The 18,542-nt window shown below is 39.4% G+C and carries 15 protein-coding genes; 1 reads left to right on the forward strand and 14 read right to left on the reverse strand.

Going from position 1 to position 18,542, the window contains the following annotated elements; genetic code table 11:
* Positions 1 to 3: 3 nt before the first annotated feature.
* Both IGM09_RS09585 and IGM09_RS09590 read right to left on the reverse strand, forming a co-directional pair.
* Positions 4 to 588: a thymidine kinase gene (locus tag IGM09_RS09585; protein WP_002356618.1), complete on the reverse strand. Its 585-nt coding sequence runs from the start codon at positions 586 to 588 to the stop codon at positions 4 to 6.
* 226 nt (positions 589 to 814) lie between these two features.
* The gene (locus IGM09_RS09590; RefSeq protein ID WP_033625096.1) at positions 815 to 2,332 is read right to left on the reverse strand and encodes a flavocytochrome c; all 1,518 of its coding nucleotides are present in this window, start codon (positions 2,330 to 2,332) and stop codon (positions 815 to 817) included.
* 369 nt (positions 2,333 to 2,701) lie between these two features.
* Between IGM09_RS09590 and IGM09_RS09595 the strand changes: the two genes are divergently transcribed.
* Positions 2,702 to 4,117, forward strand: a complete 1,416-nt coding sequence (locus tag IGM09_RS09595) for a Ktr system potassium uptake protein D (protein ID WP_002385738.1) — start codon at positions 2,702 to 2,704, stop codon at positions 4,115 to 4,117.
* 35 nt (positions 4,118 to 4,152) lie between these two features.
* Here the strand turns inward: IGM09_RS09595 and nifJ are convergent, their stop codons facing one another.
* The 12 genes from nifJ to xdh all read right to left on the reverse strand — a co-directional run bounded on the left by nifJ (position 4,153) and on the right by xdh (position 18,500).
* Positions 4,153 to 7,686, reverse strand: coding sequence for a pyruvate:ferredoxin (flavodoxin) oxidoreductase (nifJ, locus tag IGM09_RS09600; RefSeq protein ID WP_016616767.1), 3,534 nt, complete (start codon positions 7,684 to 7,686; stop codon positions 4,153 to 4,155).
* Positions 7,687 to 7,706: 20 nt separating this feature from the next.
* Complete coding sequence (gltA, locus tag IGM09_RS09605; protein ID WP_010776028.1) at positions 7,707 to 9,125, reverse strand: NADPH-dependent glutamate synthase; 1,419 nt, start codon at positions 9,123 to 9,125, stop codon at positions 7,707 to 7,709.
* Complete coding sequence (locus IGM09_RS09610; protein ID WP_002365019.1) at positions 9,118 to 9,975, reverse strand: sulfide/dihydroorotate dehydrogenase-like FAD/NAD-binding protein; 858 nt, start codon at positions 9,973 to 9,975, stop codon at positions 9,118 to 9,120. The genes gltA and IGM09_RS09610 overlap by 8 nt, the downstream gene beginning before the upstream one ends.
* Before the next feature lie 37 nt (positions 9,976 to 10,012).
* The gene (locus IGM09_RS09615; RefSeq protein WP_002382673.1) at positions 10,013 to 10,477 is read right to left on the reverse strand and encodes a flavodoxin; all 465 of its coding nucleotides are present in this window, start codon (positions 10,475 to 10,477) and stop codon (positions 10,013 to 10,015) included.
* Positions 10,478 to 10,713: 236 nt separating this feature from the next.
* On the reverse strand, positions 10,714 to 11,544 hold the full coding sequence (gene yqeB, locus IGM09_RS09620; RefSeq protein WP_010707250.1) for a selenium-dependent molybdenum cofactor biosynthesis protein YqeB: 831 nt from the start codon (positions 11,542 to 11,544) through the stop codon (positions 10,714 to 10,716).
* Positions 11,508 to 12,263 (reverse strand): selenium cofactor biosynthesis protein YqeC, encoded by a 756-nt coding sequence (gene yqeC / locus IGM09_RS09625; RefSeq protein ID WP_002367120.1) that lies wholly within the window; start codon positions 12,261 to 12,263, stop codon positions 11,508 to 11,510. The genes yqeB and yqeC overlap by 37 nt, the downstream gene beginning before the upstream one ends.
* Positions 12,251 to 12,508, reverse strand: coding sequence for a DUF3343 domain-containing protein (locus tag IGM09_RS09630; protein WP_002387137.1), 258 nt, complete (start codon positions 12,506 to 12,508; stop codon positions 12,251 to 12,253). The genes yqeC and IGM09_RS09630 overlap by 13 nt, the downstream gene beginning before the upstream one ends.
* Positions 12,509 to 12,528: 20 nt before the next feature.
* Positions 12,529 to 13,116, reverse strand: a complete 588-nt coding sequence (gene yedF, locus IGM09_RS09635) for a sulfurtransferase-like selenium metabolism protein YedF (protein WP_002374269.1) — start codon at positions 13,114 to 13,116, stop codon at positions 12,529 to 12,531.
* Between the two features lie 15 nt (positions 13,117 to 13,131).
* Complete coding sequence (gene selD, locus IGM09_RS09640) at positions 13,132 to 14,154, reverse strand: selenide, water dikinase SelD (protein ID WP_002407197.1); 1,023 nt, start codon at positions 14,152 to 14,154, stop codon at positions 13,132 to 13,134.
* Positions 14,155 to 14,169: 15 nt separating this feature from the next.
* Entirely contained in the window at positions 14,170 to 15,318 is a 1,149-nt protein-coding gene (gene sclA / locus IGM09_RS09645; protein WP_016616768.1) for a selenocysteine lyase SclA, read from the reverse strand.
* 13 nt (positions 15,319 to 15,331) lie between these two features.
* Complete coding sequence (mocA, locus tag IGM09_RS09650) at positions 15,332 to 15,913, reverse strand: molybdenum cofactor cytidylyltransferase (protein ID WP_016616769.1); 582 nt, start codon at positions 15,911 to 15,913, stop codon at positions 15,332 to 15,334.
* A gap of 13 nt (positions 15,914 to 15,926) precedes the next feature.
* A complete protein-coding gene (gene xdh, locus IGM09_RS09655; protein WP_010707245.1) occupies positions 15,927 to 18,500 on the reverse strand; it encodes a selenium-dependent xanthine dehydrogenase in 2,574 nt (857 codons plus the stop codon).
* Between the last annotated feature and the right edge of the window lie 42 nt (positions 18,501 to 18,542).

Here is an 18,542-nt window from a genome sequence, read left to right on the forward strand (position 1 = left end):
TCCTTACTGTTCTTCATTCACTGTTTTTGGATGAAAATAATGTTTGCGACAAACAGGATAGTAGGCTTCATTCCCACCAATTTGGACTTGATCCCCTTCATAAACGGGTTTGCCATCAATATAGTGCAAGTTCATAGTTGCTTTTTTATGACAGAACCAGCAAATCGTTTTTAATTCTTCTAATTTGTCTGCATATAAAAGTAAATACTTTGAGCCTTCAAATAATTCATTTCTAAAATCATTCTTTAGCCCAAATGCCATTACTGGAATATCTAATTCGTCAACAATTCGTGCAAATTCAATGACATGATGCTTGTTTAAAAATTGACATTCATCGACTAATACGCAAAAAGGTTTGTAAGACAAATCATTAATCAAGTCAAAGACATTGGTTTCTTCAAAAATTGGAATAGCATCTCTGCGTAATCCGATGCGACTGGATACTTTCCCGACACCATCACGTGTATCTAGTCCACTGGTCATCAAAACAACTGGTTTGTCTTGTTCTTCGTAATTGTGTGCTACTTTTAAGATTTCAATGGTTTTACCACTATTCATTGCGCCATACTTGAAAAATAATTGAGCCATGTTCACTACACCTTTCCGTTAGTTCCTTACGTATTTTACTATATTTTCAGCAAAAAAGCAGTATTTTTAGCTAAAATGGTCGTGCATTTTTCTGAAAAAAACAGAATCTACGCCAAAGTCATTTTAGCAGAGCTGTTTATACTACAACTAATGATCCTGCTAGTATGCAATAAAAAAGCCCGAAATTGTAGTTATTTGACTACAATTTCAGACTTTTTAATGCTAGTTATTTTTGAGCAGAGGCAAATTTTGCTGATTGCGTACCTGCTTGACGACCATAAATGATAATATCGGCGATGGCATTGCCTCCGATACGGTTTTGACCATGTAAGCCACCTGTTAATTCACCAGCAGCATATAGACCTTTAATTGGTGTGCCATCTTCACGTAAAACTTCTGTTTTCGTGTTGATTTTCACGCCACCCATTGTGTGGTGAATCCCTGGTGCAATTTTAATTGCGTAGTAAGGGGCTGTGCTTAAGTCAGCTTCCATGCCAGTTGTCCGGCCAAATTGTTTGTCATCTTTGGCATTAACATCTTGGTTCCAAGTATCAATCGTTGCTTTCAATGTATCGGCAGGCATGCCAATTTTTTCAGCTAATTCTTCAATCGTTTCACCTTTTTCCACGAAACCTTTTTGATCATAGAAATCAATGGCTTTTGCACGGTCGCGAACGCCTTGGTCAAAGACTAAATAAGCTGATTTTTCTGGTAAGGCATTGATTGCTGCAGAAACTTTGTCACGTGTATCTAACTCATTAACAAAACGTTCTCCTTTTTGAGAAGCCAAGATTGCGCCTTCTCCACGAACTGCTTCACCAATTAAGAAAGCATCGCTTTGTTGAACAGTTGGGTGAATTTGAATTTCTTTCATATCCACTAACGCACCGCCAACTTTTTGAATCATTTGGATACCGTCACCTGTTGTGCCTTCTTGGTTCGTTGTAACATAGTTTTTCAATTCTGGTTTGTATTGTGTAATTAATTTTTCGTTGGCACCGAAACCACCTGTTGTGACAACGACTGCTTTTGCTTTAACTGTTTTTTCTTTATCATCTTTCATTTTCACTTTTACGCCATCAATTTGACCGTTTTCTTCAACTAAGTCTGTGACGTCAGCATCAACAAACAATGGAATTTTTTCTTCGCGAACGTTACGTACTAAACCGTCAACTAGATAGCCCCCAATTGCTGATCCGTCAGCAGGACGGTGTGTGCGTTTTTCGCTCATTCCACCTGTAATCGTTAAATTGCTCAATGTAATTCCTTTTGTATCTAACCAATCAATTGCTTCAGCTGAATGATCAACAAAATAACGTAGTAATTCTTGATCGTTGGTTCCTTTACCGCCTTTTAGTGTTTCTTCAAAGAATTTATCGTTGCTATCTTTAATGCCTTCTTTTTCTTGGAATTTTGTTTGTGAAGCATTCATTCCTGAAGACGATTTAATTGTATTCCCACCTGCAACAGGCATTTTTTCTAAAATAACTGGATTCATGCCAGCTTCTTTGGCTTGTAATGCAGCGGTCATCCCCGCACCACCTGAACCAACAATAACAACATCATAACTGTCTTTTAGTTCACTTGGATCTGTATAACCATTAGCAGAGGCACCAGATGTTGCTTCTGTTTTTTCAGAAGATGCTTTTGTTTTACCAGCAGCTTTTTCTTGATCGCTTGTACAACCTGTTGCTGCACCTAATAATAACCCTAGGGAAAGAACTCCCATTAACACTTTTTTCATTGTTTTCCCACCTTATAAACTATTGATTTCTACCAACACAATTTCTTATTTTTCATTTGAATAAAAATAACAGTTTGTTACATAAAGTGAACACATTCACATATCAACCGAAATAAAAAAGCTACCACTACTTTTTAAAGTTGTATCGTTAGACAAACTGACCAATTAGCAATAAGTTGTTTGGGGAACAACCTATTTTTCTATTCTTTCATAAAATATCATGTTCTCGCTTGTTTGTGGATGTTTTCCAATTATTTCTAACGAATTTCTTATTTTTATTTGTCATTTCAAGGATTTTCTGGCAGAATTATTCGTTTGAGGCGAAAAGTTTTGGTATACTTAGTTTAATTAGAATTGGGAGGTTATCTAGTGAACCATACACGTTTGCTGTGGCTGGCACAGCGAAAAAGCGATCGATTTATTCGCAAAAATTTTTCATCTATTCAAATCATCGTCGCTTATTACATATTAATGACGGTTATTTCTTATTTATTGTTTTGCCTCCCTATTTTCAGAGAACCTGACTCTCATGTTCCCTTTATTGATTTATTTTTCTTAGCAATCAGTACAGTCAGCGTTACTGGACTCACCACAGTCGATATTAATTCGGTTTTTAATGATCGTGGGATCGTCTTATTGGAGGTTCTTTTCCAAGTTGGTGGCTTAGGGATTATGATGATTTCAACGGTCTTTTTTATTTTATCAAAACGGCGAATCACATTAAAGCAACGTCAGTTAATTATGACTGACATGAATCAGCCGCGGCTGAGCGGAATTGTTCGACTGATCCGCACCACTTTTTTGATTTTAATTTGGTTCCAAGTAATCTTCGGCTCGCTCTTTTCGCTTTATTTTTATATAAGTGGTTATTATACAAACTGGCGAGATGCGATATTTTATGGATTTTATCAAGCTATTTCTGCAGTGACTAATTCAGGCTTTGATATTTCAGGTGATTCAATTATTCCTTTTGCTCATGATTATCTCTTTTTACTGGCAATTATGTTCTTAATTTTTATCGGCGGAATTGGATTTCCCGTTTTACTGGAAATTCATGAGTGGTTACATTTTAAGAAAAAGAACTTTCGTAAGAAGAAACGAGGCTTGCCTTTCCGCTTCTCATTGTTTAGTAAAATTGCTTTGCTAGCGTTTATTGTTCTGTTTATTGGTGGGACTATTTTGATTTACTTATTAGAAAAAGATCACCTATTTTTGACAATGAATGAAAGTGGCCGTTGGGTAAGTTCGATGTTTTATTCGATGACTACACGAAACGCTGGCCTCCAAATTAATGATTTAGGGGACTTCCAAATCACAACATTGATTATTTTTTCTGTGTTAATGTTTATTGGTTGTAGTCCTAGCTCTGTTGGTGGTGGTGTTCGAACAACGACTGTTGCGATTATTGGTTTGTATTTGTTAGCCTTTTTAAAAAGTGAAGATGATATTAGCGTCTTTAGCCGTAAAATAGATGACGATGATGTCAAAAAATCGATTGTCGTCTTCATGTTGTCTTTGATTATGTGCTTTTTCGCTGTCGTCTTTTTGTCAGCAACTGAAAATCTGCCCTTGATTTCAATCATTGTGGAAGTCGCTTCTGCCTTTGGGACAACCGGTCTTTCTTTGGGCATTACAGACGATTTAACAACAGTAGGTAAATTAATGATTGCCTTATTAATGTTTATTGGACGTATTGGTATGCTTTATACCTTAATGATTTTTGTACCAAAAGAAACACGTGACTTAGGCTACGAATACCCTTCAGAAAAAATTATTATTGGATAAAAAACAAAGCCTCTCAAGTAAGAGGCTTTGTTTTTTTATTTTTTCATATGTGTGGCTAGTTTGTTATAACTTTCAGAGCGTTCAATTGCATCTTCTTTAGTTTTATCAAGTAAATGTTCGACTACTTCTTGATTCTCTTTAATTGTATGCAACGCAGAGTAACGTGTTTGTTTTTCAAGGAAATCACGCATTTTGTCAAAATCTGTTTTCTTGTAGTCAATGACCATCGGATCTTTGCCTTTCTTAACTAACTCTGGATTATAGCGATAAAGTGGCCAATAGCCAGATTCAACGGCTTCTTTGGCTTGATCTAACGTCCGAACCATTCCACCTTTGACCCCGTGATTAATACATGGGGTATAACCGATGATAATTGATGGGCCTGGGTACCGCTCCGCTTCGTCAATTGCTTTAATCGTTTGCATTGAGTTTGCGCCTAAAGCCACTTGTGCAACATAGACATTCCCATAAGTGATTGCCATCATCCCTAAATCTTTTTTAGAGGTATGTTTCCCACCCGCTGAGAATTTGGCAATGGCTGAAGCTGGTGTAGCTTTAGATGTTTGTCCGCCTGTATTGGCATATACTTCGTTATCCATAACAAAAATATTAACATCTTCCCCACTGGCAAGAACATGATCAATGCCGCTAAACCCGATATCATAGGCCCAACCATCGCCGCCGACAATCCATTGACTCGTTTTCACTAGTAAATCTTTTTGTTCGTAAATTTTTGTTAAAAGTGGATCTTCATCGGCTTCTTCACTTAATGCCGCCGCTAGTTTGGTTGCTCGCTGTTGTGTTCCTTCCCCTTCAGCCATGTGTTCCAACCAATCATTTAACAAGGCTTGAAGTGAATCTGATCCGACGTTTTTAGCAAGACTTTCTTCAACCAGACTAGCTAAATGTTGCCGTTTCGTTCGATTGGCAATATACATACCATAACCATATTCCGCATTATCTTCAAACAGCGAATTACTCCAAGCTGGTCCTTGGCCACATTCGTTCGTTGTATAAGGCGTCACCGGTGACGAACCACCCCAAATTGATGAACAGCCTGTTGCGTTAGCAATCATCATTCGATCACCAAATAGTTGCGTCAACAACTTAATATAAGGTGTTTCGCCACAGCCTTCACAAGCACCTGAAAATTCCATCAATGGCTGGTTAAATTGGGAACCTTTAACAGAAAGTTTTTTGACTGGGTTGGCTTTTTGTTTAAGAGTCATCGCAAAGGCCCAATTCATCGCTTGCTCTTTCTGAGTTTCATAAGGTTTCATTAAAATCGCCTTGTCTTTCACGGGACATGCCTGAACACAAAGACCACAACCTGTACAGTCTTCTAAAGAAACTTGGATACGATACATCAATCCATCTGTGCCACGCATTTCGCGCATGGCAAAACCTGCAGGTGCTTCTTTCAGTTCTTCTTCATCCGCTAAAAACGGTCGAATAGCCGCGTGTGGACAAACAAAGGCACATTCATTACACATCGTACACTTATCCATTTGCCACTCAGGCACTTCTAACGCAATGCCACGTTTTTCATAAGCCGCAGTGCCCATAGGAATGGCACCGCCCTTCATTCCGTTTTCAATCAAATCTGAAACGGTCAGCTGATCCCCTTCTTGACGATTGATTGGTTCTAAAATGTTTGTCACAAAAGCTGGAACTTCCGACTCTTGATTTTCTGGTTCTAAAACAATGGTGGCCCAATCTTCTGGGACTACAATTTCTTGCAGCGATTCAAAGGTAGCATCAATCGCTTGGTAATTTTTTTCAACAATTTCCATTGATTTTTTTCCATAAGTCTTTTTCACTTCTTCTTTAAGTAACGGTAAATATTGCTCTTTCGTTAAAATATCTGTTACTTCAAAAAAGGCAGTAGACATCACTGTATTGATCCGACGGCCTAAGCCTACTTTGCGAGCTAACTCAACCGCATTGATAATATAAAATTTGATTTGGTGCTCCCCAATATATTTTTTTAACTTAGCCGGTAATAAACGATGAACCTTTTCTTGATCCCAAATAGTATTCAGTAAAAACGTTCCGCCATCTTTTAAACCTTTTAACAGGTCGTATTTATGCAAATAGGAAGCATTATGACAAGCGATGAAATCTGCTTGTTCAATTAAATACGTGGAAGTAATTGGCTCTTTACCAAAACGCAGATGCGAAACGGTTAAACCGCCTGATTTTTTAGAATCATAACTAAAGTAAGCTTGTGCATAAAGGTCGGTATGATCTCCGATAATTTTAATCGCTTGCTTGTTTGCTCCCACAGTTCCGTCAGAACCAAAGCCCCAAAATTTTGCTTGGAAAGTAGTATCTGGCGTTAAATCTAAAGTAGATTCTTCTGGCAATGATTGATAGGTTACATCATCAACGATCCCTACCGTAAAACGTTGTTTTAATTCTTTAAATGGCAATAACAAATGATCATAGATCGCTTTAATTTGATTAGGCGCTACGTCTTTAGAACCTAACCCATAACGTCCACCAATCACAATTGGGCGATTTTCATGTTGATAGAGAGCGCTTTGAACATCTAGCAATAATGGTTCCCCTTCGGCTCCTGATTCTTTTGTTCGATCTAAAACCGCAACCTTTTCTACTGTAGCTGGTAATTTTTCAAGAAGGTTTTCGGTAGGAAATGGACGATATAAATGAATATTGATAAAACCAACTTTGCGTCCTTGTTGATTGAGATAGTCGACTGTTTGTTTGATTACTGGCGAAGCCGACCCCATTGAAATAATGACTTCTGTTGCATCTTCAACCCCGTAATAATCGGTTAAATCATACGTTGTTCCACGAAGATTGTTAATTTTTTTCATGTATTTTTGAACAATTTTTGGCATTTCTTCGTAATTTTTATTGACTGTTTCTCTTTGTTGAAAATGAATGTCAGGATTTTGAGCGGTCCCTGAAACAGTGGGATGATTAGGATTCATGCCTCCCATTCTAAAACGAGTTACAGCTTCCTGATTCACCATTTCTTTCAGGTCATCATAATCAATCACTTCGATTTTTTGTAGTTCATGGCTCGTTCTAAAACCATCAAAAAAGTTTACAAAAGGTAAACTACCTTCTAAGCTAGCTAAATGAGCAACTGCCGACAAATCCATCACTTCTTGAACACTCGATTCTGCTAACATACAAAAACCTGTTTGGCGGGTAGCCATCACATCGCCATGATCACCAAAAATACTCAACGCACTTGTCGTTACTGCCCGAGCCGCCACGTGGAACACAGAAGGTAGCAATTCTCCTGCGATTTTATACATATTGGGAATCATCAACAGTAAACCTTGTGAAGCAGTATAAGTAGTGGTTAACGCACCTGTTTTTAACGAACCATGAACTACTCCCGCTGCCCCAGCTTCTGATTGCATTTCAATAACTTGAACTTTTTGACCATAAATATTTTTTAAACCACTTTCCGCCCATTCATCTACCAACTCAGCCATTGTTGAACTTGGTGTGATAGGATAAATAGCGGCAACTTCTGTAAACGCATATGAAATATAAGCCGCTGCGGTGTTTCCATCCATTGTTTTTTTCATTTTTTCACCTTTTATCTTTCCTAAACATTGCTTGTGACTGTTGTTTTTTGTGTTTTGACATACTGATCAATTGCATTAGCTGCGATTTTCCCAGCGCCCATCGCTAAAATAACGGTGGCAGCACCTGTGACTATATCGCCCCCAGCAAAAACGCCAGGTATTGAGGTTGCTCCTGTTTTAGGATCAGCTTGAATGTAACCCCATTGGTTTAGTTCTATTTCTGGATATGTTGATAACAAGACGCGATTTGCCCCTTGGCCAATTGCCTCGATTACTGCATCAGCAGGAATGGTAAACGTGCTGTCTGGAACCGGTTCTGGCCGTCGTCTTCCAGACGCATCTGGTTCACCTAAAACCATTTTGACACATTCAACACCGGCTAGATTTCCTTGTTGGTCATCTAAATAAGCAATTGGATTCGTTAACCAATAATAGTTAATTCCTTCTTCAAGGGAATGGTGGTATTCTTCAATTCTTGCTGGTAATTCTTCTAACGAACGACGATACACAATGTTCACATTTTCAGCGCCTAATCGTTTGGCTGAACGAGCGGCATCCATTGCAACATTCCCGCCGCCAATCACAACAACATTTTTAGCACGTTTAATCGGTGTATCATATTCTGGAAACTCATAGCTATGCATTAAATTGATTCGTGTTAAAAATTCACTAGAAGAATAAACCCCATTTAAACTAGTTCCTGGGATTCCCATAAAGTTTGGTGCCCCTGCACCAACCGATAGATAACAGGCATCAAACTCTGACATTATTTCTTCCATCGTAATCGTTTTACCTACTACCACATTGGTTTCTATTGTTACACCTAAGGCTTCAATACTCGCAATTTCTTGTTTAACAATTTTTTTCGGTAATCGAAATTCAGGTATACCATAGGTTAATACGCCACCAGCTTCATGAAGCGCTTCAAAAATAATTACTTCGTAGCCGAGCTTTGCCAAATCCCCCGCAACTGTTAACCCAGAAGGACCAGAACCGACCACTGCGATTTTCCCTTTTGTTGGTTCCGCTGTTTTCTTAGGAAACTTGTGATTTTCTAATGCCCAATCGGCAACTAAACGTTCTAATTTGCCAATTGCCACTGGTTCAAAGTTTTTGGCTTTCCCTAATTTACAAACTTGTTCACATTGTTTCTCTTGCGGACAAACGCGTCCACAAATAGCAGGTAAATTCGTATATTTACTTAAAATATCGGCTGCTTGTTCCATGTTTCCTTCACGAATAGCTAAAATAAATCCAGGAATATCAATCATCACGGGGCATTTAGCAATACAAGGTGCATTTTTACATTGTAAACAGCGAATCGCTTCTTCTTGCCCTTCTGCTAATGTATAGCCTAAGCAAACCTCTTCAAAATTATTCTTTCTGATAGTAGGTGCTTGTTCCGCAATCGGTGTTTTTATACGACTTTTTCTAGCCATTTTTCTCCACCTGCTCTTTCAAACGATCTGTAAAGCAAACTGCTTCTTCTTCCTGATATTGCTTCATTCGATTAATGAATTCATCCCAATTTACTTCATTGCCTTTAAACTCAGGTCCATCAACACAGGCAAATTTCATGGTGCCATCAACAGTGACCCGACAACCGCCACACATACCTGTTCCGTCAATCATAATAGGATTCAAGGAAACATAAATTGGTAATTGATGTTTTTCAGCTGTCAAGGTACAAAATTTCATCATGATGCTGGGCCCAATCGCCCAACTGCACGCTACAGATTCACGTGCAATAACTTCTTCCATCGCTTCTGTTACTAAGCCCTTTTTACCTAATGAACCATCATCCGTTGTAATGATTAGTTCATCCGAATAACGACGGCATTCTTCTTGTAACAGAACTAACTCAGCTGTGCGTGCCCCCAAAATCGTAATCACTCGGTTGCCTGCTTCTTTTAAAGCCTTGATAATTGGATAAATAGCCGCGATGCCAACCCCGCCACCGACAACCATCACCGTTCCATATTGCTTCACTTCTGTGGGCATACCTAAAGGTCCAGTGATATCTAACAAAGAGTCGGAAGTTTTAAGTTGGGAAAGTGCAGCTGTTGTCTTACCGATTACTTGGAAAATAATTCGAATACTGCCTGCTTGTGGATTTGTCTCCGCAATCGTTAAAGGGATCCGCTCTCCTTTTTCGTCAATTCTTAAAATAACAAACTGTCCAGCCTGGGCATGTGTCGCTATTCTTGGCGCTTCCAGCCAAAAATCAAATGTATTACTAGATAATTGAGTCGACTGAAGAATATTAAACATTGAAATACCTACCTTCATCATTCCTTTTCATTCTGACTCCTACTTTCTTAAACCTTTAGGCAACGCTATCAGATAAAGTTGTGGCAACACTTTTAACAAATGTTTTTAGCATTTCGATGTCTTCTTCTTCTGCATTGTTTTCAATTTCAACTGTTTCAGCTACTTTTTTAGCACCAGCTTTTTCAAAAGCTCCTACAAAATCATGCGCTGATTTACAGAAAAATTCACCATATTCACGATCACCGGAACCAACAACGCCAAATGGCTTACCTGCTAAATCCTTTTCAGTTAATTCATCAAAGAAATCTTCAAATTCAAAAGGCAGTTCCCCATCACCATAAGTATACGTTGCGATAATACAAGCATCTGCATCATCAAAGAAGTCTACATCAACTTCTGAACATTCTTCACGTTCTACTTCAACTCCAGCTTCTTGAAACTGTTCTTCCAAAATCTCGGAAATTTCTTCTGTGTTTCCAGTCATACTTGCATAAACAATTTTTACTAGTGCCATCTTCATTCATTTCCTTTCTTTTTTCCTAAATATTTCAATGCATTCAAATGCAATTGTAACCCCTTACATTAATTCCTAAAAAAATAACTTTTACAAATGATTTTATTCACAAATTAATCTAACTAAGTATGTACTCTTCCCCTTTCGAGATAGAGTATTTTTTACTACGTCTTTACTATACCACATTCCAAACCGTTTTAACAATATTTTTAAGGTAAAAAAAATATTATTTAGGTTCTTTTTTATAAAACATTTTTCCTTCTTCCAATCATAAAAATTGCTTCTAAAACCGCTCCCCCTAATGCACGAGCTTTGTCGGAGATCGTCAAGCAATCGACTTTCTCAACTGGTCGAGGATCTACATCTGCACACTTCAACCCTTGACAGCATATTACCTTTTCTGAAATCAATCCTCTCAAAGTCCCTGTCAAAGGCGAATAAACTGGAACCTGATCGATTAAAAATAATGCTTCCCCTTTCAACACGAGATCCCCGATGTTTTTAAGGTGGATAACTTGTCCTGAAGCAGGGGCATGGACAACTCGTTCCGCACTTTTTCCGCCAATTTCACCTGGAATACCTGTATTAGGTAAAGCTGTTCCTTCAAAGTATAAACGTCCCAACCTATGTCCACGCATTGTCTCAATCACAACATCGACATCTTGCGGTGCTGAAAAGCCTGGTCCTAAAGCAATCGTAATCGGTGCCATTCCTCGATGCGTACCTAAATTTTTCTTAGCCAAAATCGCATCGATAACAATCAGTGGTTTCAATTGTTGAATAGCACTTGCTGTTTGATCGACAAAAACAGGCAGCTTATTTTGCTGCCAACATTTCGCGCAATCCTTTAATGAAGTAATTCGAACAGCAACCAAATCTTCCACTCTTTGTTCTTTCTGGAAAATAGCATCACAAACTGAAACAGTCCGCCGAATGGCCAGAGGACATTCTGTTTCTAATACTAGTATTTTAAAGCCAACGTGCCATAATTTTTGGATAACACCTGTCGCTAGATCGCCCCCTCCGCGAACAATCACTAATTTTTCTTGGATGTTTTGACTGATTTCTCCCATAAAATAAGTCCTTTCTCTAATTCCATATTGCAAGCAATAATTTTGTCTAATTTTTCAAAACAGCTTTTGGGTAACTGAAGACAGACATTCATCGCTTGAACGAACTCTCTTCGCGTATGGGTTTGATTTAAACACAAAATTCGTTTGCCTTGGCTCTCTTTAAACAATCCTTTTGGATGAGCAATGAGTTGAGCTAACAATGTTTCTGTGATTGGTTCTTGTTGTTGCGCATCGGTTAATTCCAAAAAAAGCGGCAACCGATGAATGGTCGTTTCATCTATCTTTTGACCAATCACAGAAATCGGAAGCACACCAATTGTGGTGGTTGTTTCTTTTAATATCACGGGTTCATAAGAGGACCAGCCTTTCAAAGGTCGTTGTTTGGATCCATCCGCTTCTAAAAAAACTTTCGTGAAGTGCTGAAACAATATTTGAAGCGAGGTCATTGCAGGCATCGTTAGTTTTGTTTGGTTGTTGATAGCGGTTCCTGCTAAAGTGATTCCGCAGATATTCGGCGTTATTTTTTCAAAATGGTTTGTATAAAAATAATCATACAATTGACGTTGGGGAAACCCAATTTTTGTAGTTGTACTAACCAGAACAGCTTCCTTTCGATATGTTTTTGCTAGCGCCCACATTAAGCTTGTTTTCCCACCACTACCAACAATCGACACAATCTCCTTTCCTTGTAAATCAAAACACTTTTTTAAGGACTCCACAGTTGGTACCTCCTTTCCCCAAGGTCATTTTTCACAGAAAAAATAGAGGCTACGCGTACTTTTGCTTCTTCTAAAAAACATACACTGTGAGTTATTTCCGCTTCATTAATGAGTAAACCGATCCCACAGCCATCCGTCAATGATGGTGGCAAAGTAAAGACGCGAACAGCCACCTTTCTTGCCAATAGTACTTGTTCCGCCTGAACAGCATAATGTGTATTCGGAAAGGTTAGCAAATACTCCATCTTTTCACCTTCTTTTTTTGTTAAAGCGTAATTACTTTAGCCGCTTGATTCATTGTTTCAACAATTTCGTACATATTAGTAATAGAGCCGATGGCTAAGGTGTCTGTTAAATGATAAAAATCTAAACAGGCCCCACACGTTTTAATCGTGGTTCCCTTCTCCGCTAATTGTTGCAAATCAGCTAAGGTATTCGCTGCTTGATTCGTTAAAAACGCCCCTCGATTAAAGAATAATAGCTGTGTAGGAACAGTTTCTGCTTCTGATAATGATTGAAGATAACTTTTCATTAATAGTCGTCCTAGCTGCTCGTCTCCAGTACCTAATTGATCGGAGCCAATCGTAATTACTAAATCTGTTGCTGACTGACTTGTTTGTTGCGTCGCTTCTTCAGGTACCGTAATTTTGACAGAGAAAACCGTGGCTTCTATCTGCTTCGCAGTCAAAGTGGCCTGTTTTTTAGCAGCTAATTTTTTCAAATTTTCAACAGCTACTTCGTTATCGACTAAAACCTCGATAGTGCCTCCAGCTAAACCTAACTCCGCCAAAGCTTTTTTTGTTTCAATCACAGGTATTGGGCAAGGTTTCCCCAATGCATCTACTAATTTCATATTTGGCCCTTCTCTCTATAAAAGTACTACTGCTTGTTGTTCTTTTGGCAGAACCTCACCAATAATTTTGGCAACAGGGTCCTCTTTTTGAATAGCTGCTAAACAGGCTGCCGCTTCGTCAGCAGCAACACTAATTAACAGTCCGCCAGATGTTTGTGGATCAAACAAAAGTTCTTGCATTTCCATAGAAATTTTTGAATAATCGATTGTCGTTCCGATTGTTTGTCGGTTTCTTTGCCCAGCTGCAGTGACTAAACATTCTCCGGCGTAGGCCAACGCTCCTGTAATGGTTGGTAACGCTTCTGTATCAATCAGTAATGTTACCTGATTATCAGCCATTTCTTTTGCATGAATTAATAGACCAAACCCAGTCACATCAGTACAAGCATGTACTGCGTAAGATCGAGCATTCGCAGCGGCATATTTATTTAAACGTTCCATCGAATCTTGTGCGATTTTTTGTTCCGTCTGCTTCGCCAATTGCCCCCGAACAGCCGCTTGAATAATTCCTACACCTAATGCTTTAGTTAAAATCAAGACATCCCCCACCTGTGGCGTATTATTATGCCACAAATTTTCTGGATGAACTTCTCCAGTTACCGCTAAGCCATACTTGGGTTCATGGTCATAAATCGAATGGCCTCCCGCCAGTAAAGCGCCCGCTTCCTTTAATTTTAAACTGCCACCCAAGAGCATTTGTTCCAACCATTCTTTTGACATCTTTTGTGGAAAACAAACAAGATTTAGCGCATAAAGGACTGTACCGCCCATGGCATAGACATCACTTAAAGCATTAGCGACCGCAATTTTTCCAAATGATAACGGATCATTGACCATTGGTGAAAAAAAATCAACCGTTGAAATCAAAGCTTTTTCAGACGTTATTTGGTAAACAGCGGCGTCGTCGGCATGTTCAAATCCGACGAGTAGCCGCTCATTTGCCGGTGTTTCGGGTAAGTGTTGCAACAATTGGTTCAGTACACGGGATTCAATTTTTGCCCCGCAGCCACCTGATGTACATTGTGATAAAAAATCCATGCTGTCCGCTCCTTCTCAAATTAGTAGTTCTTGTAAAGCGTGAATTGTCCAAGTAATTTCTTCAGGCGTTGTCTGCCAACCAAAGCTAAAACGTAAGGTGCCAGTTGCTAAAGTCCCAGCTGTTTCATGGGCTAATGGTGCACAATGCAAACCTGCGCGCGTCATAATGCCATATTGTTCTGCTAGTTGCTGTGCCACCACTGTTTCTTCCTGATTCCACAGTGTGATAGAAACAACAGGGACAGTTTGTGCCGCGTCCTTGGTTCCTAAAATTGTGACAGGTAACCCTGATAAACCATCTAAAAAATTCTGCATTAAGGTTCGTTCGTGCTTTTGAATCGCTGCTAAACCAATTTTATTCAACTCTTTAACAGAACTATTTAAGCTTAGAATACCTAAACTGTTTAACGTACCAGCTTCAAATTTATCTGGTAAAAAAGAGGGTTGATCAAAGGAATTAGAATGGCTACCAGTGCCGCCCGTTATCAGTGGTTTGACCGCTTCAGCCCCTCGCTCACTAAAAGCTAACCCACCAATACCTGCTAATCCATATAAGCTTTTATGTCCAGTAAAGGCTAACACATCAATGGCCATCTGGGTCATTTTTATTGGTAAAAATCCCGCCGTTTGAGCTGCATCCAAAACGGTTAATAATCCTTTCTGTTTGGCCCATTGAAAACATTCTTCAATGGGTAAAATGGTGCCTAAGACATTGGATGCGTGTGTCATCACCAAGGCTTTTGTATTCGTTCGCCAGGCTCGCTGAATATCTTCTACATCTAACAGACCCGTTTTTTGACAAGCAACATACGTCACTGAAATGCCTCGTTCTTTCTCAAGTAAGTGAAGCGGTCTAGCTACTGCATGATGTTCTAACATGGTCGTAATCACATGATCGCCAGGTTGTAAAATCCCCGCTAATGCAAGATTTAAGGAAGTTGTTGCGTTATTCGTAAACGTAATCTGAGCCGCACTGGGTGCCTGAAAAAAGTCTGCTAACAATTGACGTGTCTCTAAAAGAGGAAGCCCCTCTCTAAGCAAAGGGGCATTTCTTCCGTAATTCATGAACTGATTTTCTGCTAAATAGGCAGTCAAAGCCTCAATGGTTGCTGGAAATTTTTTATAGGAAGTCGCTGCATAATTTAAATAAACCAAATCCTTCATACGATTTTCCTCTCTAACTATTGGTTTCTTGAATTAATTTTCTGTACTCTTCTGGCGTATCGATATCTTTCAAACGGCCAGGAGTCGCTATTCTCAGCATCTGAACTGCTTCTGGAAAGCGTTCATAAATCATGCGTCCGCCTTTTTCACCAGTCAATGTTAATAGTTCTTGTCGAAATTGATTACCGAATAATACTGGACTACTAGGACAGCCATCTTTTTGTAATGGCACTATAATTTTATTTCTCTGACATTTATCTAACACGGGTTGTAGCATTTTAGGTGTTAACAATGGTTGATCACTAGGTAAGTATAAATAGCCAGCTCCCCGAGCTTGTTCGGTTCCTAAACGAATACTGCTACTTTGCCCTTCTTGCCATTGATGATTGAGAATCACCTGAATGTTCTTAGGTAAAGGAAACGCTGGCTGATTCTCAGGCGAAACAACTAAAATCCGTTCTAATACGTCTAATTGATTCACTAAGGTTAACGTGTGCTCTAAAAATGTTTTTCCTTGATATTTTAAGAACAATTTATTTTGGCCCATCCGTTGTGAATTGCCCGATGCTAGAATAATGACACTAACGAGTGACATGAGTTGTCTCCTTTTATCTTTTTTTCTTTTGATAAGGGGTATTTTCTAAAGGCAGACTTGGTCGTAGCTGACCATCCAAGGCAAAATATGCGCCTGCTAAAGCTGGTGCGGTAGGGATCGTTGCTAACTCACCTACGCCTTTAATTCCATAAGCTAAACCTTCGTGAAGATTGTCAGCATGAACCAAAATTGTTTCGATTGGTGGTACTTGAGTGGCGTTCACTAATCCTAGCGTTGCATATTTTGCTTTAACATAGCCTTCTTCTAAGGCAAATTTTTCAGTTAAAGCATACCCCATGCCCATTGCAATCCCACCTTCAATTTGACCTTCAGCAGCTCGTGGATTCACCACTTGCCCCATATCATACGCAGCCACAAATTTAGCTACTTTTCCTTTGTCATCTAGAATAGCTACTTCAGCAGCATAACCATAACCAGCATGACTAACTGGACTTTTTTTATCATTAATTAATGGATCCGTTTTCGCTGAATATTCCCCATAAAATTCTTCGCCTTCCAAATCGCTTAAAGCACGTCCCATATCAAGCTCATACCGTAATTGCATTGCCGCTCTTCTAGTTGCTTCTCCTGTGAAGAGTGACTGCCTCGAAGCCGTTGTCGTTCCTGAATTCGGTGTTCTTCTCGTATCAGGGGCTTCCGCAACAATCATTTCTGGTGGTAAATTTAATGTTTCACAGGCAATTTGCGTCGTAACGGTTGCCATCCCTTGACCGATACAAGCAGCACTTGTGCGGACATGTATTTTTCCTTCTTCAACAGAAATAATACAACGCCCTGTATCAGGTAGCCCCACACCCACGCCACTATTTTTAAAGAAACTAGAAATTCCAGCAACTTCCGCTTGTTCATAGACGTCTTTAACTGCTAACAAGGCTTCTTTTAACGCCGCATTTTTCGAGACCAATTGTCCATTCGGTAAAGTATCTCCTGGGGCGACGGCATTTTTAAAGCGTATTTCCCATGGTGATAGTCCGACTTTTTCTGCTAACAAGTTTAAATTACTTTCAATTGCAAAAGCCGTTTGGCAAACACCAAATCCACGAAATGCACCTGCTGGCGGATTATTAGTATATACAGCAAACCCTTCCACATCAATCGTTTGATACTTGTAGGGACCTGCCGCATGTGTACAAGCCCGTTGCAATACTGGTCCTCCTAAAGAAGCATAGGCCCCAGTATCCGCATAAATCACTGCTTTCATTGCAGTTAAATTACCTTCTTCATCACAGCCAGTCGTAAAGTCCATTTCCATGCCATGGCGTTTGGGATGAACCATCAAACTTTCTTCACGGCTTAGCAGTACTTTTACTGGTTTCTTCAATAACCAAGCGGCTAAGGATGCATGATGCTGAACACTCATGTCTTCTTTTCCACCAAAACCACCACCAACAAGTTTTGATTGAACATGAATTTTTTCCTTGTCCAGTCCTAACATCCGAGCCACTTCCCGTTGTTCATCATAGATACTTTGACCCGCACTAAAGAGCAAAATGCCCTCACCTTCAGGCTGTGCAATCGCACACTCGGGTTCCATAAAGGCATGTTCGTTAATTGGTACGGAATAATGTTCTGTCACTATAAACGCAGAATTTGCTAATACTTCCTCTGCATTGCCACGTACCAAGTGTTCATGAGACAAGATATTGCCCTTTTCATGAATAGCTGGTGCACCTTCTGCTAAAGCAGCTTCACAAGAAGTAAGCGGTATCATTTCTTCGTAATCAACTTCCACTAAATTTTTTATCTCTGGTAAGGTTTCTTTTCTTTTTGAAACAACGAGTGCCACTGCATCCCCAACGTACCGTGTTATTTCTCCTTCTGGAATCATTACATCCCAATCGGAAATAAATTCTAAATGACCAATTTTATTATTTCCTGGAACGTCTTTAGCTGTGAACACAGCCACACAGTCAGGATGCGCCAACGCTTGGGTACTATCGATTGATAGAACTTTTGCACGAGGATAGGCACTCCGCAAAGCAGATGCATGAAGCATTCCTTCTATGTCAATGTCATCTACATAAATCCCTGTGCCTAATGTTTTCTCTACTGCATCGACCCGTTGGAAGTCTTCCCCTAATTTACCATTTGAATGTTCTTCCGGAATGCTCGTTTCTTCACAAAACATTTTAGCAGCTAACTGAATGGCTTCTATTATTTTCACATATCCTGTACAACGACAAATGTTTCCTCGTATAGCTTTTTGAATGTCTTCTTTTGTGGGTTCGGGTTTCTTGTTCAATAATCCTTGTGCCGAAATAACCATCCCAGGGATGCAATACCCGCACTGAACTGCACCCGTTTTTGCAAACGCATAGGCATAAACATCTTTTTGCCGTTGGCTTAAACCTTCGATTGTCGTGACTTCTTTACCAGCTAATTTTTCTAGAGTAAACAAACACGCTTTGGAAGCCTTTCCATTTACTAGCACCGTACATGCGCCGCAAGAGCCTTGGTTACAACCATCTTTTGTTCCAGTTAGGCCCAGATCCTCCCGCAAAAAGTCCATTAATTTTTTGTTTGTTTCACAGGTTTCACTTTGACCATTTACAATAATTGAATACATTTCTTGCACCTCGATTTCTGATATAGTTTAGTGTTCAATCAC

Origin of the sequence: Enterococcus sp. DIV0167 (assembly GCF_050541555.1) — a bacterium.
Lineage (GTDB): Bacteria > Bacillota > Bacilli > Lactobacillales > Enterococcaceae > Enterococcus > Enterococcus faecalis.